The 22,015-nt window shown below is 51.4% G+C and carries 17 protein-coding genes; 3 read left to right on the top strand and 14 right to left on the bottom strand.

Annotation, left to right across the window (positions count from 1 at the left end; genetic code table 11):
* Position 1: 1 nt before the first annotated feature.
* From UCI88_RS00845 to glpK, 4 genes are all read right to left on the bottom strand, one after another.
* Positions 2–1,270, bottom strand: coding sequence for an NAD(P)/FAD-dependent oxidoreductase (locus tag UCI88_RS00845; protein WP_225068472.1), 1,269 nt, complete (start codon positions 1,268–1,270; stop codon positions 2–4).
* Positions 1,270–2,730: an NAD(P)/FAD-dependent oxidoreductase gene (locus tag UCI88_RS00840; RefSeq protein ID WP_256180018.1), complete on the bottom strand. Its 1,461-nt coding sequence runs from the start codon at positions 2,728–2,730 to the stop codon at positions 1,270–1,272. Before UCI88_RS00840 ends, UCI88_RS00845 begins: the two co-directional genes overlap by 1 nt.
* A 261-nt stretch (positions 2,731–2,991) precedes the next feature.
* Positions 2,992–3,723 carry an MIP/aquaporin family protein gene (locus tag UCI88_RS00835; RefSeq protein ID WP_083122350.1) on the bottom strand — a complete coding sequence of 244 codons (732 nt, stop codon included), beginning with the start codon at positions 3,721–3,723 and terminating at the stop codon, positions 2,992–2,994.
* 17 nt (positions 3,724–3,740) lie between these two features.
* On the bottom strand, positions 3,741–5,246 hold the full coding sequence (gene glpK, locus UCI88_RS00830) for a glycerol kinase GlpK (RefSeq protein ID WP_065360249.1): 1,506 nt from the start codon (positions 5,244–5,246) through the stop codon (positions 3,741–3,743).
* Between the two features lie 314 nt (positions 5,247–5,560).
* Between glpK and UCI88_RS00825 the strand changes: the two genes are divergently transcribed.
* Positions 5,561–6,499 (top strand): sugar-binding transcriptional regulator, encoded by a 939-nt coding sequence (locus UCI88_RS00825; RefSeq protein WP_330023875.1) that lies wholly within the window; start codon positions 5,561–5,563, stop codon positions 6,497–6,499.
* A gap of 57 nt (positions 6,500–6,556) precedes the next feature.
* Here UCI88_RS00825 and UCI88_RS00820 read toward each other — a convergent pair whose 3' ends face one another.
* Genes UCI88_RS00820 through UCI88_RS00805 form a run of 4 tightly spaced genes read right to left on the bottom strand, consistent with a single transcriptional unit; the run spans position 6,557 to position 9,949 of the window.
* On the bottom strand, positions 6,557–7,960 hold the full coding sequence (locus UCI88_RS00820; RefSeq protein WP_256180021.1) for an SGNH/GDSL hydrolase family protein: 1,404 nt from the start codon (positions 7,958–7,960) through the stop codon (positions 6,557–6,559).
* Positions 7,953–9,188 (bottom strand): M48 family metallopeptidase, encoded by a 1,236-nt coding sequence (locus UCI88_RS00815; protein WP_065360252.1) that lies wholly within the window; start codon positions 9,186–9,188, stop codon positions 7,953–7,955. Before UCI88_RS00815 ends, UCI88_RS00820 begins: the two co-directional genes overlap by 8 nt.
* Positions 9,185–9,463, bottom strand: a complete 279-nt coding sequence (locus UCI88_RS00810) for a GIY-YIG nuclease family protein (protein ID WP_044502940.1) — start codon at positions 9,461–9,463, stop codon at positions 9,185–9,187. Before UCI88_RS00810 ends, UCI88_RS00815 begins: the two co-directional genes overlap by 4 nt.
* 6 nt (positions 9,464–9,469) lie before the next feature.
* A complete protein-coding gene (locus tag UCI88_RS00805) occupies positions 9,470–9,949 on the bottom strand; it encodes a peptidylprolyl isomerase (protein WP_044502941.1) in 480 nt (159 codons plus the stop codon).
* 264 nt (positions 9,950–10,213) lie between these two features.
* Between UCI88_RS00805 and hcp the strand changes: the two genes are divergently transcribed.
* A complete protein-coding gene (gene hcp, locus UCI88_RS00800) occupies positions 10,214–11,785 on the top strand; it encodes a hydroxylamine reductase (RefSeq protein ID WP_256180023.1) in 1,572 nt (523 codons plus the stop codon).
* A gap of 132 nt (positions 11,786–11,917) precedes the next feature.
* Positions 11,918–13,018: a M20/M25/M40 family metallo-hydrolase gene (locus UCI88_RS00795; protein WP_256180025.1), complete on the top strand. Its 1,101-nt coding sequence runs from the start codon at positions 11,918–11,920 to the stop codon at positions 13,016–13,018.
* 201 nt (positions 13,019–13,219) lie between these two features.
* Here UCI88_RS00795 and UCI88_RS00790 read toward each other — a convergent pair whose 3' ends face one another.
* The 6 genes from UCI88_RS00790 to UCI88_RS00765 form a co-directional block, all read right to left on the bottom strand.
* On the bottom strand, positions 13,220–14,251 hold the full coding sequence (locus tag UCI88_RS00790; protein ID WP_044502944.1) for a YadA-like family protein: 1,032 nt from the start codon (positions 14,249–14,251) through the stop codon (positions 13,220–13,222).
* 463 nt (positions 14,252–14,714) lie between these two features.
* Complete coding sequence (locus UCI88_RS00785) at positions 14,715–16,136, bottom strand: hypothetical protein (RefSeq protein WP_256180027.1); 1,422 nt, start codon at positions 16,134–16,136, stop codon at positions 14,715–14,717.
* 290 nt (positions 16,137–16,426) lie between these two features.
* A complete protein-coding gene (gene pyk / locus UCI88_RS00780) occupies positions 16,427–18,175 on the bottom strand; it encodes a pyruvate kinase (RefSeq protein ID WP_065360256.1) in 1,749 nt (582 codons plus the stop codon).
* A gap of 194 nt (positions 18,176–18,369) precedes the next feature.
* Positions 18,370–20,352, bottom strand: coding sequence for a M13 family metallopeptidase (locus UCI88_RS00775; RefSeq protein WP_256180028.1), 1,983 nt, complete (start codon positions 20,350–20,352; stop codon positions 18,370–18,372).
* A 66-nt stretch (positions 20,353–20,418) separates the two neighbouring features.
* Positions 20,419–21,102, bottom strand: a complete 684-nt coding sequence (gene queC / locus UCI88_RS00770; RefSeq protein WP_065360258.1) for a 7-cyano-7-deazaguanine synthase QueC — start codon at positions 21,100–21,102, stop codon at positions 20,419–20,421.
* Positions 21,103–21,132: 30 nt separating this feature from the next.
* Complete coding sequence (locus tag UCI88_RS00765; protein ID WP_256180029.1) at positions 21,133–22,014, bottom strand: DMT family transporter; 882 nt, start codon at positions 22,012–22,014, stop codon at positions 21,133–21,135.
* Position 22,015 lies beyond the last annotated feature (1 nt).

Below are 22,015 nucleotides of genomic sequence, written 5' to 3'. Positions count from 1 at the left end.
ATTATGCTTCCTCCTTTACGGAAACAGTCCAATCCGCATGATGACCTTTCGCCTTGGCAGCCGGTACGTTGACGGCAATCATTTCACTCGGTTTGGCAACGGGGAGGACTTTCGTCAGCAGCGTATCGTCACCGCTTTTCACAGTAAGGCGAACTTTTTTCATCGGTTTGCGGACACGCATGAAGAGTCGAATCGTTTCCCCTTCAGCCGTAGCGCGGACATGCTGGGGAACGCAGGTTCTGACTTCGTCAACGGCTTCAACGGCGATGTCGGCAACGTCTTCCGGCAGCTGTTCCTGTGCCTTCAGGGCGGCATACTTACCGGCGATTTCCGCTTCTTCCGAGACGAAGTCGACTAAGTCGTGGACGTGGACGACATTGCCGGCAGCAAAGATACCGGGAATGCTCGTTTCACGATGCTGGTCAACGATCGGTCCGTTGGTCAAGGGATGCATGGCAATTCCCAGGCCGCGGGACAATTCATTTTCCGGAATGAGGCCGACGGACAACAGCAGGGTATCGCAATCGATATCGAATTCCGTCCCCGGAATCGGTTTCATATGATCGTCGACTTTGGCTGCCGTAATACCGCTGACCCGGTCTTTCCCGTGAATAGCCGTAATCGTATGCGACAGATACAGGGGAATATCATAGTCATAGAGGCATTGAACCATGTTTCGAGTAAGACCGTTGGAGAAGGGGCAGATTTCCAAAACGGCCTGCACTTTACACCCTTCCAAGGTCATACGACGAGCCATGATCAAGCCGATATCACCGCTGCCGAGGATGACGATTTTTTTGCCCGGCAAGTAGCCTTCCATATTGACCATACGCTGGGCAGCACCGGCTGTGAAAACGCCGGCCGGACGATAGCCCGGGATGCGGATAGCACCGCGCGTCCGTTCACGGCAGCCCATAGTAAGGATGATGGTCTTGCCCTTTACTTTCATCAGGCCGTGTTCCGGGCTGACGGCGGTAACGGTTTTATCCTGACCGATGTTTAAGACCATCGTATCTACGAGGATTTTGATTTCCGGCTTATCTTTGACCAAATCATAACAGCGCTGGGCATACCCGGGACCGGTCAATTCTTCTTTAAAATGATGGAGACCGAAGCCATTGTGAATACACTGCTGAAGGATGCCGCCGGCTTCACGGTCACGTTCGAGAACGAGGATTTCTTTCGCGCCGTTCTGCCAGGCGCTATATGCAGCAGACAGGCCTGCCGGGCCGCCGCCAACGATGATAATATCATAAAGTTGTTCACCCATTATGCCTTACCTCCGCTTTCTTTATTATAGAACATATAAGAATTACGCATTTCTTTCCGGACTTCCGTAACCGGGATGTTCAATTCACGGGCCAAAATCTGAGTTACACGAGGTCCGCAGAAACCGCCTTGGCAGCGGCCCATGCCGGCACGAGTACGGCGTTTGACACCGTCCACAGTGCGGGCCCCGACCGGACGATGGATGGCATCGACGATTTCGCCTTCCGTAATCGTTTCACAGCGACAGATGACGCGGCCGTAACGAGGATCTTTAGCGATAAGGGCTTTTTGGTCCGCATCGAGCATCATGCGGAAGCAGGGCTGGGCCGGACGGCCTTTTTTATAATCGGACTTCGCCGAAGCACCCGTTTCAGATACGATGAGGTCCACCAGCTTTTTGGCAATGGCCGGCGCCGACGTAAGGCCCGGCGACTGGATGCCGGCAGCATGGAGCAGTCCCGTCGTCTTTTCCGAAGGTCCGACGATAAAGTCACCCGTATTGGAAACGGCGCGGACACCGGAAAATTCGGTAATCGTAGCACCGACCGGGATATTGGGGACTAAGCGGCGGGCTTTGTCCAGAATTTCGTCCATGCCGGGAATGGTAACGGCTGTATCATCCTTGTCATCTTCCGGCAGATCCTGGGCGTTAGGCCCTACGAATACGTTGCCGTGCGTCGTAGCACAGACCAGGATGCCCTTGCCCATCTTAGTCGGCGTCGGGAAAATAGGCGAATAAACCAAATCTTTCTGAGCCGTCTTGTCGAAGAGAATATATTCGCCGCGACGCGGTTTAATCGTAAAGCTGTCGTCACCGGCCAGACGGCTGATATCGTCGGCATGAACGCCGGCAGCATTGATGACGTACTTCGTTTCAATCGTGCCTTTATCCGTTTCAACGGCCTTTACGGCACCGTTTTCTACGACGATGTCCGTAACCTTACAGTCACGGATGACTTCGGCACCGTTGATGACGGCATTTTCCGCAAAGGCCAACGCCAAGCCGAAGGGCCAGCAGATGCCGGCTGTCGGGGCAAAGAGAGCCGCTTTGATGTCTTTACTGACATTCGGTTCTTCTTCGCGCATTTCATCGCCGCTGACGATTTTCAAACCGGGAACGCCGTTAGCCTGGCCCCGGGCGAGGAGTTCTTTAAGGACTTCCATCTGTTCATCGTCGAGAGCTGCTACATATGACCCGGACCAACGAATTTCCAAATCTAATTCATCCTTTAATTCATGGTACATCGCATTGCCTTCAACATTCATCAAAGCTTTCATGCTGCCCGTAGGAGCATCGAACCCTGCGTGAAGAATGGCACTATTGCCTTTTGTCGTACCGGCTGCTAATTCCGGTTCCTGTTCAACCAGAACGGCGCGAAGATTATACTTGGATAATTCGTGCAAAATGGCTGTGCCGGTAATACCGCCGCCGATTACGACGACATCTGCTTGTTTTGTCATATTCACAACCTCTTTCTCTGTAAATGCCTTGGAGTACTATCTTTGATGCCCTTATTATATAAGTTCGTGAAAATAATTGCAAGTCTATTTTTACATTTTTTCAATTTAGGGTGATGCTAATTTATCATAGTCAAAAAATAAGCTATGATATATACATTTCTCCTGTTTGAAATTAAGTTCATTTCTATAAGAAATTTTGTAAATTCCTAAAATTATAGGGACCCGTACCGAGTCCCTATAACCGAAATAACCATCATGAAATTAGAATACGTTCAGTGCTGCAGCGACGACGTAGGCAGCGAAGGCACCGACCATCGGAGCGACGACAGGAACCCAGGCATACCCCCAATCGGAACCGCCCTTACCGGCAATCGGCAGGATAGCGTGAGCCAGACGAGGACCGAGATCACGGGCGGGATTCATGGCATACCCTGTAGGACCGCCAAGGCTCATACCCAAAGCCCAGATGAGTACACCTACGATATAGGGCCCGAGGCCGGCAGGAATCTTGCCGACAGCCGGGGAAAAAATCATCCAAATGACGAACATCAAGAAGAAGGACGCGATAAATTCGCAAAGGAAGTTGGCCGGATAGTTGCGGATAGCCGGGGCCGTACAGAAAATGCCGAGCTTCGCAGCCTTGTCTTCCGTTTCAGCCCAATGGGGCAAGTAAGCGAGCCAAACGATAGCCGCACCGAGGCTGCCGCCCAGAATCTGAACGATAGAGGTAACAATAAACTGCGGTACCGAATAGATGCCGATCATGGTTTTCCCTAAGGTGACGGCAGGATTCAGGTCACCCTGCGGTGCTCCCAAGGTCGTCGCCGTAAAGACGCCGAGCATTACGGCAAAGCCCCATGCCGTCGTAATACAGATCCAGCCGCCGCCCTGGCCTTTCGATTTTGCCAAGGTATTGCAGGCACAGACACCGCCCCCGAAGACGATGAGGACCATCGTTCCGATGAATTCACCAAGTAAGTTATCGTATATCATAGCTATGCACCTCTCTGTCAGTCTTCATCACTCAGCCAATGCATTGCGTGTTTGACCGCTTTGCGCCAGCCTTTATAATAGGCACTTGATTTTTCAGGATCCATCGTCGGTTCAAAACGATTCTGAAGTTTCCAGCTCGAGACCAGATCTTCTTTCGAATCCCAGACGCCGACAGCAAGACCTGCTAAGTAGGCCGCACCGAGAGCCGTCGTTTCAATGACCTGAGGTCGATCGACAGGAACGCCGAGGATATCAGCTTGGAACTGCATGAGCATATTGTTGGCAACGGCGCCGCCATCTACCTTTAAAGCGGCCAATTTAATACCCGAATCGGCTTCCATGGCGCCGAGGACATCTTTCGTCTGATAAGCCATGGAATCGAGGGTTGCCCGGACGATGTGAGACTTCTTCGTGCCCCGCGTAATGCCGATAATGAGACCACGAGCATCCATATCCCAGTACGGAGCGCCAAGGCCGACGAAGGCCGGAACAACATAGACGCCATCCGAATCGGGAACCCGTTTAGCAACCCATTCCGAATCGGGAGCCGTATCGATGAGCCGCAGCCCGTCACGAAGCCACTGAATGGCCGATCCGGCGACGAAGATAGAACCTTCGAGGGCATATTCGACTTTGCCGTCAAGGCCCCAGGCAATGGTCGTAACCAAGCCGTTTTTAGAAGGAATGGGCGTCGTCCCCGTATTCATCAACATAAAGCAGCCCGTCCCATAGGTATTCTTGGCCATGCCCGGTTCAAAACAGGTCTGGCCGAAGAGAGCTGCCTGCTGGTCACCGGCAATGCCGGCAATATTGACCATACCGCCGAGGATCGACGGTTCTGTCCACCCATAAATATCGCTCGACGGGCGAACTTCCGGCAGCATCGATTTCGGAACGGTTAAATATTCAAGGAGCTGGTCATCCCACTTTAGTTCTTTAATGTTGAACATAAGTGTACGCGACGCGTTGGAATAGTCCGTAATGTGAACTTTGCCGCCGGTCAACTTCCAAACAAGCCAGCAGTCGATGGTCCCAAAGAGGAGATCGCCCTTTTCCGCCTTTTCTCTGGCCCCTTCAACATTGTCGAGAATCCATTTTACCTTGGTGCCTGAGAAATAAGCATCGATGACCAGGCCCGTTTTTTCACGGAATTCATCGACCAAGCCGCGAGCTTTCAAGTCTTCACAGATTTCCGCCGTCTGACGGGACTGCCAAACGATGGCATTGTACACCGGGTCGCCGGTCTTCTTATCCCAGACGACAGCCGTTTCACGCTGGTTAGTAATCCCGATCGCTGAAATTTCATTGGCCGTCAGATTCGACTGGGCCAAAGCTTCCCGCATAACTTCAAGCATGGTGTGATAGATTTCATTGGCATCGTGTTCAACCCAGCCCGGCTTTGGGAAATACTGGGTAAATTCCTTTTGGCTGACACTGACGATATGCGATTCATTGTCAAAAATAATTGCGCGATTGCTCGTCGTGCCGGCGTCAAGAGCCATTACATACTGCTTGTCCTGCATAATACATTTCTCCTTCCATACATAACATCTGATTTTTCTTTCGCTTATTGCATATAATGCTTTACCTGTTCTCATTATACATCTCTTGCAAATATTTTCAATTATAACTTCACATATTTTCAATTCTTGTATAGTCTTTGTAAAGTCATGTATTTTATGCAAGATATAAGGTATATAAAGGCAGTCTCTTTTTTATTCTACCCTTTTACCTTGCAAAAGGGCCGCTAAAAATGCGATAATAAAGAGAACCTTATTGTACGACTTCTGTTTTGACAACCGTGTTTTTAGAAGCACCATATTGAGGATGAATGCCTATGCAGCACGATAAGAATAAACTGGCCATCAGTGCCGCCAAATTATACTATCAGTCCAATTTCAGCCAAGCTGATATCGCTAAGGAAATGAAATTGTCCCGCCCGTCGGTTTCGAGGCTCCTGCAGTATGCCAAAGACAAAGGCTTTGTACGAATCGAAATCTTCGACCCCATCGAAGACCAGAGCCAGTTGGCTCAAAAGGTAGCTGCAGCCTACGGCCTGCGCGATGTCTGCATCGCCAACGCTCCCATTGAAGATGAAGAAGAAATAAAAAAATACATCGGCCAGCGCGGCGCCGCCTATGTCAATGACATCATTCAAGACGGCGATATCATTGGCGTCGGCTGGGGGACAACGCTGAACAACCTGTCCCATCAACTCATTCCTCACCCCTTAAAGGGCGCCCAAATCGTCCAGCTCGAAGGGGGCATCACCTTATCGACCAGCGAAACCTATGCCAATGAAATCCTGGGGAAATTCGCCAGCAATTACAGTACCATTGCCCAATATCTCCCCCTCCCGGTCTTATTTGATTCTAAGGAAGTCAAGGAAATGGTCTACCGCGACCGCCATATCAAACGCGTCCTCGAGCTCGGCCGCAATGCCAACATCGCCATCTTCAGCGTCGGTACCGTCCGCGACACCGCCCTTTTCTTCCGCCTGGGCTATGCCAATTCACAAGAAAAGAACTATCTAAAAACCCACGCTGTCGGTGACATTTGTTCCCGCTTCTTCGACAAGGACGGAAACATTTCCAGCCAGGAATTGAATGACCGCACCGTCGGAATCGACCTGGATGACCTACGTCATAAAGAATACAGCATCTTACTTTCCGGCGGCGATGGAAAAATAGCCAGTATCCGAGCAGCCTTAAAAGGCGGCTATGCCAACGTCCTCATTACGGACCAGTTCACCGCAAAAAAATTATTATCAGAATAAAAGAACGCCCTGCCGTACTACGGCAGGGCGTTTTGTCATAAGTAAGAGCTCATCAGCCTATTCCCAAGCACTGTCAGGAAGGGCTGTAATATCATCCCAAGCATTGTTAATGGCTCGGGCCATCAGTTCTTTTCCCGGCGGATCCAGATGAAGTCCGTCTAAGGCCAGCTCGGTCTTGAGTTCGCCGTCTTCATCGGCCATTCCGGGTACGATATCGATGTGAACCTGAGTATCGATATAATCGTTGACCTCGGCAATGGACCGCCGCCAATCGTCGGTCGTATCCTGGTCGAAGGCGGCCTTGATATTTTCCGGGTTGAGAGGCGGAATCGTCAGGAATACCGGTTTTATTCCGTTCTCCAGGGCTTGTTTTTTAATCGACCGGAGATCGCCGATGACTTCCCACGACGGGACACCGGCCCGCAGACTGTTCGAGCCGACGAGGACCAGTACGTACGACGGCTTGAAGGGCAGGACATCTTTTTCAAAGCGCTCGGCAGCCATGGCACTCGTATCGCCGCTTTGAGATAAATTAATGGTCGGAAAATTCAAGTACGAAGCGTAGCTGAATTCCCAATCCGTCGGCGAATAGGAAACGCTGCCGCCGCCGTGACTGATACTGTCGCCGAAAATGGCGACTTCCCCGGCTTCGGTCTTGGGACTCAGCTCGAAAGGCACGGCATCGGAATAGCCGCCGATGGCCTTCCCATCTTCATCCAAGGCCCGAACGCGCCAATAAAAAGTCTTATCTCCCCAGCGAGCCTTTTGGTCATACTGCTGGGAATACTCCGGATGGTAGACATCGATGCGGTGGATGGAAGGCCTCGTTCCGTTGGGATTTTCCGGAGCCCCGTCGAGGACTTCTACTTCATAGGACTTGGCACCGGGGACGGCAATCCAATCATACACCGGATAGAGCAGCCATTGACCGGGACCTTGATTAAAAAAAGACAAGGGTATCGGCTTTTCCCTCACCGATTTAAAAATATCGACATAGGTTTCTTCAATATCAGAAAATTCACTGACCGGGCGTCCTTTGAGGTCAAGACCGCGTACCCGCCAGTAAAAGACAGGACCAAAGAAGGTATCGGGCAGCTTCAATTCTAATCCCGTCGTATAGGCCCGCTGATCCTCCATGAACGGCTCATAGGCCGTCGCTCCCGCATCGGAATCACCGTCTTTTTTCAAGATCTGTACATCGTACATCACGGCGCCGTCAACGCGGCTCCAGCGAAGGATCGGATGACCGGCGGCCGGATCCGACTGCGGATAGTGCAGGGTAACTCGGGGCTTTTCCTGAAGGACCGGCAGCTCTTCATTATCGGTCATGGCTCTCTGCCGAGCTTGTTCCAAAATCATATCCACTCCCGGGGAATGCATCGATTGACGAGCTCCGGCAAAGATGCCGACCCCCAGTGTCAGGGCCATGAGGGCCACGACGCAGGCAATCTGCTTATGCATCTTTATCCTTCTTTACTTGATTTTCCTTGGCTGCAGCCTTTTCTTTCGTAGCTTTATACCCGTACTTCTGTGTCCATTCTTTATCTTTCTGCTGAATATCGCCCTTGCTCAGCATCGCCGCTTTGCTGTCAACGGCTCGCTGCAAATTACCGGCAATACTCGTAACGCTGTCACCGGCAGCTCCGGTCATGATATACTGGCCGTTCAGATAGAGTTCATCGCCCCGGGTACTGATGTTCCAGGACGGATCTTTTTTATTGATGGTTTCCGTCAGCACTTTATTGTCTTTTGGCGCTTCGCCATAGACGTCGTGGAAGGACCGTGCCAAATTACCGGCTACGAGGAAGGCCCGGCGGCGCGACGAATAATCGCCCATAGCAGCCGGCGTCACGACAGGCTGAGCATTGACATAGACCGTATTACCGCCGACTTGGACGTGGTTTCCTGACCACTGGCTCATGCGGCCGGCCAATTTTTGAATACGGCTCGACATCTGGGGATGGTTATTCGGGCTGATGACTCGTTTAAAACCTTCCTGCCATAAATCACCGTACTGTTCGTAAACGTACTGCATGGACGAAGCTGCCCCACCGACATTATAAGCCGTGTTCTTGATGATGTTGAAACCCGTTTCATCGGCCTGTTTTTCCTGGTCCATGGTAACGACTTCATTATCGATATAGTTGACAGCTACACTGCCAAGCAGTATATCGAGGACGTTGGCGTTGCCGCCGAGGGCTACGTCGACCAAGGTTGCAATGCCGATACTCTTCAAGACGCCGTTTACGGCATGACGCTTTTCACCGTGCTGCATTTCATGGCTGAGGGTAAAGGCCAGTTCATCATCATTTAAGGCCTCGACCATCCCGCGGTTAATCGAAATAACGCCGCCGACCGTTTCAAAAGCATTGAGTTCCTTCGAAGGATTGACGTATACGTCGTAATTTCGCTTAACGAGTCCCGTCGCCACGAGGTTGCGCTGAATCGTTTCTACTCTCCGGCTGTAGGCTTCGTCGTCAAGAACGCCGGTCTTCGCCTGGGTACTGGCCAGCATCTGTTTCTGATTCTGATCATCCATTTTCATCAGCTGCTGACGGGCCATAGCCATGGAAGCCGCTCCATAAAGCAGGATCTGAGCTGCCGAAGCAGCAGAAACAGCGGCTACCGGAGCCACACAGAGGGTAAATCCGGCCACCATCGTCGTCAGCCATTTTTTCCATCGATTCATAGTGAGTCATCTCCCTTAGGACAAACCGAAAGCTGGTCACGGCAGAGCTGCTCTTTTTTGTCTTTCGACCACTGCTTGATTTCCCATTCCCAATGCATGGCTTCGTGTTTTGTAGGAAAACCCTGGCACCAGGCCAGGGTCACAGGTCGACGGGAACGGGTATACTTAGCCCCTCTGCCATCATTGTGCGCGGCCACCCTTTTAGATACATCGAGAGTCCAGCCGGTGTATAACGACTGGTCGGCACAGCGCACCATATACGTATAATAAATCATGAAGCCTTACGCTTCAGTCGTGATTTCAACGGTATTCAAAACGACATCTTCGAGGGGTTTATCGGCGAAATCCGTCTGAACGCCGCTGATTTTTTCGACAACATCATAATTCTTAACGACTTTGCCAAAGATAGAATGATGATTCTGGAGCCACGGCGTCGGTACGACGGTGACGAAGAACTGAGAGCTTCCCGTGTTGGGGCCGGCATTGGCCATAGCTAAGATACCGGGCTGGCTGAAATCGAGGCCTTCGCCGAATTCATCGGGAATGGTCTGTTTCGAGCCGCCGCGACCGGTACCGGTCGGGTCGCCGCCTTGAATCATGAAGTCGGCAATGATGCGATGGAAAATCGTTCCATCGTAAAATCCGTCCTTGGCCAAGGTTACAAAATTTTCAACGGTAATCGGTGCTTTTTCTGCAAAGAGCTCTACCGTAAAGTCGCCGTTATTCGTTTTAAACACAGCATAGGTTTTATTATCTGACATCGTGAATTCCTCCTATTTACATATCTGTCGAATCTATTATAATATAGATTATATACATCTATATTACCGTAGAAAACCTCATTTCGCAAGCATCGTTTTCGTTTCCAAAAGGAAAGATAATTTTCATTTTGTTGTAAATGCAACGGAAATCCACATCGACTCCTGCTATACTCTACGTATACTCGATAAGAGCTGAAGACATACTAGATAACTTACGTATTCATTCATTTTTTATTGTGATAAAGATAGAGGAGGTTTTTTTCAATGACAAAAGAACAACAGATGTTTTGCTTCCAGTGTGAACAGACCGCTTTCGGTACAGGCTGTACGGGTGGTGCCGGTGTCTGTGGAAAATCGTCGGCTGAAGCCGGCCTTCAGGACAAATTGACCGGCGCTCTGATCGGTCTCGCCCGTACCTGTCAGACCGCCGTTCCGACGGCGCAGACCTACCGGGTCATTCTCGAAGGCCTGTTCACGACCGTTACCAACGTCAACTTCAACACCGAAACGACGCAGGTTATGATCGACAAAGTCCATGCTGAATCGGCCTCTCTTTCGGATTCCCCGGCTGACGACTACGACATGAGCGGCCTGTGGAATGCCGATGAAGACATTCGCTCCTTGAAATCACTCATTCTCTTCGGCATGCGCGGCATGGCAGCCTACGCCTATCATGCCCTGATGCTCGGCAAATCCAGTGACGAACTGGGCGCCTTCTTCATCAAAGGCCTTTCGGCCCTGAGCGAAGACTGGGGAATGGACGAACTGCTTCCTATCGTCATGGAAACAGGTAAAGTCAACCTGACCTGCATGGCCCTCCTCGACGAAGCCAACACCTCGACGTACGGCACACCGGTTCCGACGACGGTTCCCTTGACCATCGAAAAAGGCCCGTTCATCGTCGTTACCGGCCACGACCTTAAAGATATGGAACGCCTCCTCCAGCAGACAGAAGGCAAAGGCATCAACGTCTACACCCACGGCGAAATGCTCCCGTCCCATGCATATCCGGAACTGAAAAAATACAAACACCTCAAAGGCAACTTCGGCACGGCTTGGCAGAACCAGCAGAAAGAATTCGACGGCGTCCCCGGCGCCTTCCTGTTCACGACGAACTGCCTCATGCCCCCCAAGAAATCCTACATCGACCGCGTCTTCACGACGGAAGTCGTCTCCTTTGACGGCGTAACCCATATCGGCGAAGACAAGGACTTCACGCCGGTCATTGAAAAAGCCTTGGAACTCGGCGGCTATAAAGAAGAACAGCACTTCACCGGCATCAACGGCGGTACGACGGTTACGACGGGCTTCGGCCATGGCACGGTTCTGTCCGTTGCCGACAAAGTCATCGAAGCCGTCAAAGCCGGCGCCATCAAACACTTCTTCCTCGTCGGCGGCTGCGACGGCGCTCGCCCGGGCCGTAACTACTACACCGACTTCGTTCAGCAGACCCCGGCCGATACCGTCATCCTGACCCTGGCCTGCGGCAAATACCGCTTCAACGACCTCGATCTCGGCACCATCGGCGGCTTGCCGCGCATCATGGATATGGGCCAGTGCAACGACGCATACAGCGCTATCCAGGTCGCCGTCGCCTTGGCGAAAGCCTTTGACTGCGGCGTCAACGACCTGCCCTTGACCTTGGTCCTCTCGTGGTACGAACAGAAAGCCGTCTGCATCCTCTTGACCCTTCTCTACTTAGGCCTGAAAAACATCTACCTCGGCCCGACAGTTCCGGCCTTCCTCTCGCCGAACGTCCTCAACTACTTAGTTGAAAACTTCAACATCTCCCCGACGACGACGCCGGAAGCCGATTTGAAAAAAATCTTAGGATAATATACACCAAGGCCCTGTCCCATGCGGACAGGGCCTTTTTGCGTCTACCTTATGGAAAATACAGGAATACGAAAAATCATCATTCCCATAGATATGGTATAATAAGGAAAATTCTTACGGGAGATGACATTCATGAACGACATCATTGAAACCTATGTACACCGGAACCAAGACCAGTGGCTGGAGCTCCTCAAAACGATTATTTCCATCCCGTCACCGACAGGCCGGGAACAAGTCAAAGGCAAATGGATCTTACAGTACCTCCACAGTCTGGGCGCCGACGGAGCCTACCGTGATGACAGCGGCAACATCCTCTATCCCTGCCGGCTGAAAAAGGGCCAAAAAGCAGCCTTGTATACGGCCCACATGGATACGGTCTTTGAAAAGTTGTCCGAGATACCGATTCACCAATCAAAAAATATCTTGTCGGCCCCGTCGTGCAGTGACAACAGCGCCAGCATTGCCGGCCTGTTATTCATCATCAAGATGATTTTCGACTTAAAGCTGACACCGCCTCAGGGTATCCTCTTCGCCTTTGACGTCGGCGAAGAAGGCTTGGGCAATCTCAAGGGCATTCGCCAAATCATGACCGACTGGGCCGGCCGCATTTCTGAAGTCGTCGCCGTCGACTGCACCTTCGACACCTTCGTCGCCACGGCCGTCGGCTCCCGGCGCTATGAGGTCACCATCGAAACGCCGGGCGGCCACAGCTGGATGGGCTTTGGAAACGCCAATGCCATCACCGCGGCCGCATCCGTCATCGATTCGCTTTACAGCCTCTCGCTCCCGGCCGAACCCAAGACGACTTATAACGTCGGCACCATCAGCGGCGGCACGACGGTCAATTCCATTGCCGCAAAGGTTCGCTTCACCGTCGATCTTCGTTCGGAAGACGGAACGTCTCTTGACAGCCTCGACAAGGCCTTCCACGCCCTCTTAGAAAAGCCGTCCCGTGATGTTCGCATTTCCTTAAAAAGCATCGGCGAACGGCCGTGCAGTCAAGTCGACCAGAATCCCCTCGTCCGGAGGATTACGGCCATCCGTAAACAGCAGGGCCTGACCACAACCTGCATTGCCGGAAGTACCGATGCCAATATTCCCCTGAGTCAGGGGATCCCGGCCATTTCCTTCGGCTTCTGCCGCAGTCGCCGTGAACACACCTTAGAAGAGTCCCTCGATCTCGATACCTTCCTGCCGGGGATGATGCAGATGCTGGCCTTTATGGGCCTATAACAAAGAAGTGCTCTCAAGGCCCTGACCATCGTAGAAAACTGCTGAAGGCAATCGCAAAGAAAACGCAGATTCACTCAAGATGCATGAGCTAGATGACGCCGCCATCGTTAACAAGGAACAAAAAGCCTGCCGTTCAAACGGCAGGCTTTTGGCATTCGTCTCAATATCGTTGTCAAATAATTATTTCATCCGCGATCTGCATTACTTTATGTTCAATTTATTCTTTAAGTCTTGATTTTCTGCTTCCAACTTGTCAACTTTTCGGCTCAAGGCGTCTAAGCGCTGCAAGACTTCATCAGAGGTACGGATATCGACGGATGTATTTTTTTCGGCTTTCGGGCCGACGCGGAAAGTGACGCCTACGTTACCGGCGGTCTTATGGTCACCATCAAAAGAAGTGGCAGCTCCGAAGGAAAACAGGAGATCCGGATTAGCGTGGTAGAAGCCGCCTAAGGCCATGGCTTGTTTCCCGTCATAGGCACCGCCGGCAGCAGAGATTTCAAAGCCCTTATCGGACTGGAGCGGGTGCAGCCCGGCAAGAGCTGCCGAGACAGCGCCGACCTGATCAATTTCCGTCCCTAAAGAGCGAATATTTTGATGAAGGGAGGCGGAAGCCGACTGGAGCTGGCCTACGGTAGCAGCATCAGTGGCAGCCGTCCCATCGGCAACGTGCGTAATTCGCCGCGTCAAAAGGTCAGATCCGACAGAAACCGTATTTTCTTCATCAGCTACGCTGTTAGCACCGAGAGCGACACTGTTCTTGGCCGAAGTCTGGCTGGCATAGCCCAAGGCCAATCCATTTTCAGCCGCTCTGATGACCTCGGCTTTATATCCAAGCGCGGCTGACTGGACTCCGTTAGCCTTGGCATAAGCCCCGATAGCCGTACCGGTCTTCGACGCATACGTATCTAAGCCGAAATCACTGCGGGCATTGTGAACAACGACGCGGGCCACATCATAATCGCCTTTAAGGTTAGCTGCGTGATTTCCCTTCCCCGTAGCTTCATCCATCCCATAAGGATTATCTTCAGCTGAAGTTTTCGATGTAACCAAGACAGACGCCCCGGCTCGAGCATCGACGCGAGCCGTGTCGGCCGTCGCCCCTTCATGTGTCTGCGTCGAATCACCGACATTAAGAAAAGAACCGTCCCCTACGTAATCCGCTGCGAAAACCATGCTCCCTGTCATAGCTGCAATAACCATGGCTGTACTTATTGCTTTTACCGTCTTCATTCCGCCACATCTCCCATAAATTATAGTATATTTTAAAAATTCCTTTCTTAATATATCACAAACGATACTGTATATCAATACCATTTTACATTTTTTGTTATTACTTTCACATTGTATTTTATGGAGAAATGGGAGAAAGATAGGTGCTAGCGGTACGCAGCAAACTACCGACAGCCATAATTAGGGAAACTTTTCCCGTATGGCCGGCCATTATCGACTATCATAACGATACGTCGATTCGTTTCCTGGCGGTGATGCCGGCGTAGAAGAAAAAAGATTTCTCTCGCATCCGGCAAAATAAAAAGGGTATAAAGGTTGCCCTTTATGCCCTTTTATCGAGAGTATATTTCAATATTTACAAAAAACTTCAACTATTTTTTTACATGACTGCCAAGATCGCATTTAGAAGAGAGTCCCGCAAGACCTTCTTATGAAAAGTCTGCCGTAAAAAGCCTAACCGGGACTATAAAGGCTTTACCTTACCGCCGTCGTCCAGTTTTACCGTCTGTCCCTTAAGCCAGGCATTGGCCTTGTTGCTCTTATCGTAATAAATCGTGTAGCCGTTGCTGTGAATGTTGCCAAGTGTCGTATCCTCGTCCGTCAAAGCTGCGACGTAGGAGTCGCCGGTCACGTTCCAAATCGACGAGGCATCGAGAGAAAGGCTGGCCGATTTAGCCGTGTGCTTTGGATTCATAGCCCCGCTCCACTTCGAGCCGTCTGTCAAGCTGACGGAAACAGTACTGATTTTATTGGCGATGACGTCACCGCTGAGAGTTTGTTTGGCTGCCGTAAATTCAAAGTCACCGCCGTTTGAACCTTCCGTTCCCCAGCGGTCGCTGGCGACTTCGATGAGATTCTTGTTCTTCGGCGATTCAATGACCGTATTGGTCAGGCTGGCAACGGCCTTCGTATTGGTGATGTAGAACATAGCTCCGTCAGAATAGTTGCGAAGCGTCGAATTTTTAGCCGTAAAAGAAGCTGTCCCCGTCCCGGCATCGCCGGAAAAGCTCTGGTAGAGCATGACACCGTGGTTCTTATATCCGGTGAGGGTCGAATCTTCTATGAAGATGGAATTCTTTCCTTCGACGCAGGCGATTTCACTGCCTTTGGCGACACCATGGCTCTTCGTGAGAACGATGTTGCCCGTCGAATAGATGACCGGACTGCCTTCCCCGCTCGTCGAAAGGGTACTGCCCGTGGCGTAGACATTGCCTTCACCCCGGTCGGTCGCCAAGGCCGCGCAGTGAGCCCCTGCCGTCGTAATATCTACGTTTTCACCGTGAATCGTACCGCCGTACGTCGCGTCGAGGCCGCGGGACGAATTGCCTTTGGTATTAATCTTAATGTCTTTAACAGTGACGACTGCATTTTTTCCCGTCGCAAAGACGGCATTGGCCCCTTCGGCATCAGAAGTGACCGTAGAGTCGGTAAGGGACGCCGTACTGTTCGAAACGAGGAGGACGGCATTCTGACCGTTAAAATTACTGCCATCTTCACTGGTCGTATGTCCCGTCTTGGAAAGGCGAACCTGCTTCAGGGTCACGTCAGCGCCTTGTTCTGCCAGGACGGAATTTTCATCGGCCTCATCAGCCGTGATATCCTGATTGACCAGAAGCGCCTCTTTGCCCGTAATCCGCTGCGCAGCGGTAAATTCCGACAAGGATTTTCCCTGCTGTCCCTGAGGCGGCATGCCTTGGGGCGGCATCCCCTGTGGCGGCATCCCTTGTGGAGGCATGCCCTGCGGCGGCATCCCTTGTGGAGGCATGCCCTGCGGCATCGCCCCGTCCGAAAACGGTACATCCAAGGCCGATACGACACCAAATCCTAAAGACATAGACAGGCAGACAGCAGCTGCCAGTTTGGCCATATTCTTCGTCATTTTCATAACCATCATCCTTTCTTGTTTTACCCGATTATATACCTCGTCGATAACACCGAAGTAATGGCCCGTGCACAATACAGTCACAATATAAAAGCAGCCGCAGTGAAGATATGGCAATTTTTTTCACGTCCCAAAACAATATCCTTAGCCCATTTCCTCACCGGTAGTGACATAACAATCACGAAATTAAACCCAAAAACAGTCTTTAACGCAAAACTCCCTCCATAAATCAGGCCTTATAAGGCAGACTCACGGAGGGAGTTTTTAATCATTCACGAAGTATTCTTTATGATTTATCGAGCGTTCGCTGCGCCTCGGAAAATCGTGCCGCGGCTGGCGTCAACGGTGACGACTTCGCCGTTATTCAAGGTATCCGCAGCATGTTCTGCACCGACGACGGTCGGAATGCCGAGAGTGATGGCAACGATGGCCGATTCACTGGTAAGGCCTGCTTCTTCAGATACGATAGCGCTGGCGCGTTTCATATATTCTACAAAGTCAGCACGAGCGGCGCGGAGAACCAGGATGCAGCCGTCCGTGAAGTTCTTCTTCAGGTCTTCCAGAGATTCGGCAACGCAAACTTTACCGATAGCCGAGTTGCGGCCAATGCCGGTACCGCGAAGGAGGACGTCGCCGACAACCTGAACGCGGATCATGTTGGTCGAACCGGCTTTCGCAACAGGGACACCGGCCGTCAAGACGACGAGATCACCGGCTTTGATGAGGTCGTTATCGAGGGCTGCAAAGATAGCATTGTCGACGACAGCATCAGAGTCAACGGCTTCTTTCCCGTTAATGGCCTGAACGCCCCAGTTGAGCTGTAAGCGGCGAACGATGGCTTCGTGCGGAGATACGGCAACGATGGGGCAGTCCGGACGGAATTTAGAAATCATCTGGGCTGTGCCGCCGCGTTCGGTCGAAGCGATGATAGCTGCAGCATGGAGGTCTTTGGCAATCTTAACGACGGCTTTGCCGATGGATTCGGTCGTCGTAGCCGATTCACAATCGTCATCTTCAAAAGGTCTCGACGTAAAGTTGCTTTCCGTAAAGGTAGCGACGCGAGCCATGGTTTCAACGGCTTCTACCGGATAGAGACCGCCGGCCGTTTCGCCGCTGAGCATGATGGCATCGGTGCCGTCGATGATGGCATTGGCAACGTCACTCGTTTCAGCACGAGTCGGACGAGGGTTGTTGCACATCGATTCCAACATCTGAGTTGCCGTGATGACCGGTTCACCGGCTTCATGGCATTTGCGGATGAGGACTTTCTGGAGCATCGGGACTTCTTCTGCCGGTACTTCGACACCAAGGTCACCACGGGCGACCATGATGCCGTCGCTCATCTTAATGATTTCATCAATATTATTGACAGCAGCCTGACATTCGATCTTAGAAATGATCTTCATTTCGCTGTTGTGCTTTTCAAGCAGTTTGCGGATGGTAAGGACGTCTTTGCCGCGCTGAATGAAGGAAGCCGCAATGAGGTCCATATTCATACGGCAGCCAAATTCAATATCGGCAGCATCCGTTTCAGAGACAGCCGGAAGGTTGATGGCGATACCCGGTACGGCAACGCGCTTACGGTCGCTCATCTTACCGCTGTTGAGGATTTTCGTATGAATATCTTCGCCTTCGACGCTGACGACTTCGAGGTTTACCAAACCGTCGGATAAGAGGATATGGTCGCCGGCCTTAACGTCCTGGGGCAATTCTTTATAGTTCATAGAAGCAATCGTTTCGTCGCCTTCTACGTCACGAGCGGTCAAGGTAAATTCATTGCCGGCTTCCATCATGATCGAGCCGTTTTTGAATTTGCCCAAACGGATTTCCGGGCCTTTCGTGTCGAGGAGCAGTGCTACGGGGATTCCCAATTTTTTGGAAGCAGCTCGAACCATGTCGATGCGCTGTTTATGTTCTTCATGAGACCCGTGGGAGAAGTTAAAACGGGCAACGTTCATGCCGGCTTTAATCATCTTTTCAATAATTTCCGGAGTATTAGAACTGGGGCCTAAAGTGCAGACGATCTTGGTTTTTTTTAGCATACAGATATCTCCTTTTCTACTCACATAGACGTAACGATTTACGTTTCTGTTCCCAGTGGTACGATTTTTGTCCCACTAGTGCAATATACGGCTATTGCTCACTTGCGATTGTACCGTATTCCCCCAAATATTGCAAGATAAAAAGAGGGGAGACTTTATAAATTCCCCCTCTTTTTGTTATCTTTTTGTTAGAATTACCAAAGGTGAACCCGCTTCGCGGGTGCCACGTACATTCCGTCTCCCGATGTGATTCCATAGGCTTTATAAAAGCCGTCCGTCGCCGATAAGGCACCGTTGACACGAGCTTCACCAATTGGATGGGGATCGTTCTGGATCAAGTACAGCAGCATTTGATCGGTCATCTTAGTTGCAAAAATAGCCGCAAAGGAATGGTAGATATCGCGCAGAACGGTTTCATCGCCCTTGGCAAGCTCCGTTGCAACCGACAGGCCGCCGCAGTCGGCAATAGCTTCATTACTGACCAACTTCCCATTTTCATGGAGACCCTTGCCGACGGTATAGTTATCGTAATAAGGACCAAAAGCAGCAGACAGTTTCTGAAAGGCCTCGGCATCCTTTTTCGTCCACCAGTTTTTTAATCGTCCTTCACTGTCATACTTACTGCCATTGGGATCAAAGGCATGAGAGATTTCATGGCCGATGACGACGCCGATGCCGCCGAGATTGGCACCGCGCGAAGCCTTAGCATCATAGAACGGAGCCTGGAGGATACCGGCCGGAATGGTGATGCTGTTGTTTTCGGGAATATAGGCGGCGTTGACGTCCTGAGGGGCAAAAGCATACCACTTGTCGGGATTAAAATTCGTCCCCAGAAGAGCATGGACCTGCTGCCGTTCTAAGACGCTGTTATGCATGATATTGGTCAGTAAATCGCCGCCGTCTTGAGGCGCAATGACGTCGGGCATGCTTTCAATGATCGGTTTGTCATCGTCTGCCGGCCCCCCTACAAAGACGCGCAGACTGTTCAGTTTTTCAATGGCCTTGGCCCTCGTTTTGGGACTGAGCCAATCGTTGGCCTCAAGGCGCAGTTTGTAGACGTCCCTAATTTCCCGGATCATGTCCTTGACATCGTCCACGACCGCCGCCGTACTGTGATTTTTCATATAAATCTGACCGACCTCATAGGACAGCAAGAATTGGACCATACGGCTGGCGCCTTCCTTGTCGGTATGAGCTTTGGCAATGCCGAAACGCTGGCGCAAATAGTCACGCTGAAGGTCGCGCAGTTTGATATGAGCCATAGGGGCAAAGCCGTTATATACCTGGTAAACGGCATAACTCTTTAAGAGGTCTAAATTATCGGCCGTATAGAGCGCATCGAAGTGCTGTAAATAATCGGGATTTGACAGGAAAAACTGTTTTTCTTTTGTCAAATCAAGGCCGGCTAATATCGTTTGAGCCCCCATATGGGGCATGAGTTTTTTTAGCTCACCTTGCGATACGAGGCGATTTTGGACGGTCACGTCATTTCGCTGTTCACTGGTCAAGAGATGGTGCCCCAGTTTTTGTTCCATGGCAAAAATAGCTTCGCTGTGGGCTGCCGCCTTATCCGACGTTTCTCCGGCCTCTTCCAAAACGTGGGCAACGTAATCACGATAAGCCTTCCAGGCGCCGGGTTGAGGTTCTTTTTCCAATTCATCTCGCGTAAAAGACGGCTCGGTCACAAGGATTCGGGGAATATAGCGCAGACCGGTTGGAATGCGGTCTGGCATATAGTCGATAAAGACACCGGCCCCTGTCTTTTCACTCACCTTCTGAAGGGCCTTGGTCAACTCGGTCAGATTCCTTGCCTCTTTGATGGGTTCCGTCAAAGCCTTCAGCTTCCCCGGAGCCGTTTCATTTCGTTTTTCATTATCCAAGGCGCTGACATAGATGTCGGCGATTTTCTGTTCCGGAGAGCCTTTCGGATAGGTTCCCTGTTTTTCCGCAATGGCTTCCACCTCTTTCCTTAAGGCCTTTTTATTTTCTAAGGAGCGTTCCGAAAACCACGACCACGAGGCCTCTGTCGGCTCGATTTTCTTTTCCTGTAAGACGCCGTGATTGACAGCCTGATAAAAATTATCCTTCTCTGAGACATCCGCAGCATAGACCGCACCGAAGCCCATGAGACTCATCAAGATGACCGCGGCGAGCTGCCGTTTTATACTGCCCTTCATAAGTGCACCATCCTCTCCAAGATTCAAGGCTCTCCTTTGAGAGCTGCTTTTTGCCACCACCAAAACTTACTGCAGTGCCGGATCCGCAACGCCGTTGGCGGCAAAGGCCGCCGCCCGATCACGACAGGTTCCGCAAACACCGCACGGTTTATCGCCGCCTTCGTAGCAGCTCCAGGTCAGTTCATAGGGTGCCCCCAGGCGCAGCCCTTCTTTCACGACACCGGCCTTATTTAAGGACAATAACGGCGCTTCTAAATGGCAGGTTCTTCCCGATCCTTCATAAATAGCCGTATTCATAGCCGTTTCAAATTCCGGGGTACAGTCAGGATAAGCCCGTCCGGCAGCATCGTCGGCATGGGCTCCGTAATAGATCACTTCGGCGCCGACACTGACGGCAATGGCTGCGGCAAAAGACAAAAACAATCCGTTTCTAAAAGGGACATACGTATCGACCGTCCCTTCTCCTCCCTTTTCTGCCAATTGATCAGCGTAGGATTCCGCGGCGATTTTCTTGTGACTTCCTTGTAAGAGCGAACTGTCGCTTAAAGAAAAGGCCTGGGATAAATCGACTTCTCGATGAGCGACGCCGTAATGAGCCGCAACGTTTCTGGCCGATTCCAATTCCTTGGCGTGCTTCTGTCCGTAATAGGACGTCAGCGCTAAGACGTCTTCTTTCTTATATTTTTCTAAGGCCATGGCCAGACACGTCGTCGAGTCGACGCCGCCGCTGAGCAATACAACACATTTCATAAAAAGCCTCCTAATGGATAATTAAGTTTCTCACAGCTCCCCGGCTGTCACTTTGGCCGTTTTCCCTTGCCGAACGATGCAGACGATACCGATTAAAATCATGACCATGCCGATGAGGGTCATCATCGTCAGCGGTTCATCCAGGACCAAGACGCCGCTGATTACGCCGACGACGGGAACGCCGAGGATGGCGATTGCCGCCTTGGCCGCTTCGATTTGGGTCAACAGATAGTTCCACATGAAAAAGGCCAAGGAGGAAGCCATGACGCCGTTATAGAGCAGACAACCCACGGCCAGTGGCGTCCACTGGATCGTCCCGCTCTCCATAACCGCCGCCTGAATCCCCAGGGCCAAGGCGCCGACGACCATCTGCCACGTCGTGTATTGAATGAGGTTACAGTCATTAGACTTCATGCGGCGGTCCTGAATTTTAACGATAATCCCAGCTGCCGCCCAGGCCGCCGCACCGATCAAAGTCAGTACGACAAGGGATACATCGCCGCCGCTGTCGACATTCATGAGGAGACACATACCGGCCATACTGACGATGATGCCCATGACTTTTCGCCGCGTCAAGTGCTCGCCTAAGAAGAAATGCGCCATCAAGGCCATCCACACGGGCATGCTGTAATTGAGGACGGCGACCAAGCCCGCTCCGAGGGTTACCATGCCGATTTGAATGGCCGCCGTATTGACGGCAATCTGCAAAAATCCCGTAATGGCAATCCACGGCCAATAGCGACGCGGCGGTATCGGCAGTTTCAACCAAAAACAGACCGCCAACAGTACCAAGGCCCCGATAATGAATCGGTAGCAGGAAAAGGTAACCGGCGGAAAAAAGAGATTGGCTTCTTTCATGACGACCCAGTTGAAGCCCCAAACCAGATAAATGGCAGATAATAACTTAATCACC

This window comes from Megasphaera massiliensis, assembly GCF_036305205.1.
GTDB classification, from domain to species: domain Bacteria; phylum Bacillota; class Negativicutes; order Veillonellales; family Megasphaeraceae; genus Megasphaera; species Megasphaera massiliensis.
This window is presented reverse-complemented; position numbering and strand designations above follow the sequence as displayed.

Excerpts from the sequence above, each read along its gene's own strand:
- UCI88_RS00795 (WP_256180025.1), top strand. The coding sequence starts at position 11,918 with ATGAACGACATCATTGAAACCTATGTACACCGGAACCAAGACCAGTGG.
- UCI88_RS00775 (WP_256180028.1), bottom strand. The coding sequence starts at position 20,352 with ATGAAGGGCAGTATAAAACGGCAGCTCGCCGCGGTCATCTTGATGAGT.
- UCI88_RS00825 (WP_330023875.1), top strand. The coding sequence starts at position 5,561 with ATGCAGCACGATAAGAATAAACTGGCCATCAGTGCCGCCAAATTATAC.
- UCI88_RS00815 (WP_065360252.1), bottom strand. The coding sequence starts at position 9,188 with ATGAATCGATGGAAAAAATGGCTGACGACGATGGTGGCCGGATTTACC.
- UCI88_RS00790 (WP_044502944.1), bottom strand. The coding sequence starts at position 14,251 with ATGAAGACGGTAAAAGCAATAAGTACAGCCATGGTTATTGCAGCTATG.
- queC (WP_065360258.1), bottom strand. The coding sequence starts at position 21,102 with ATGAAATGTGTTGTATTGCTCAGCGGCGGCGTCGACTCGACGACGTGT.
- hcp (WP_256180023.1), top strand. The coding sequence starts at position 10,214 with ATGACAAAAGAACAACAGATGTTTTGCTTCCAGTGTGAACAGACCGCT.
- UCI88_RS00785 (WP_256180027.1), bottom strand. The coding sequence starts at position 16,136 with ATGAAAATGACGAAGAATATGGCCAAACTGGCAGCTGCTGTCTGCCTG.
- UCI88_RS00840 (WP_256180018.1), bottom strand. The coding sequence starts at position 2,730 with ATGACAAAACAAGCAGATGTCGTCGTAATCGGCGGCGGTATTACCGGC.
- UCI88_RS00810 (WP_044502940.1), bottom strand. The coding sequence starts at position 9,463 with ATGATTTATTATACGTATATGGTGCGCTGTGCCGACCAGTCGTTATAC.
- glpK (WP_065360249.1), bottom strand. The coding sequence starts at position 5,246 with ATGCAGGACAAGCAGTATGTAATGGCTCTTGACGCCGGCACGACGAGC.
- UCI88_RS00805 (WP_044502941.1), bottom strand. The coding sequence starts at position 9,949 with ATGTCAGATAATAAAACCTATGCTGTGTTTAAAACGAATAACGGCGAC.
- UCI88_RS00820 (WP_256180021.1), bottom strand. The coding sequence starts at position 7,960 with ATGCATAAGCAGATTGCCTGCGTCGTGGCCCTCATGGCCCTGACACTG.
- pyk (WP_065360256.1), bottom strand. The coding sequence starts at position 18,175 with ATGCTAAAAAAAACCAAGATCGTCTGCACTTTAGGCCCCAGTTCTAAT.
- UCI88_RS00835 (WP_083122350.1), bottom strand. The coding sequence starts at position 3,723 with ATGATATACGATAACTTACTTGGTGAATTCATCGGAACGATGGTCCTC.
- UCI88_RS00845 (WP_225068472.1), bottom strand. The coding sequence starts at position 1,270 with ATGGGTGAACAACTTTATGATATTATCATCGTTGGCGGCGGCCCGGCA.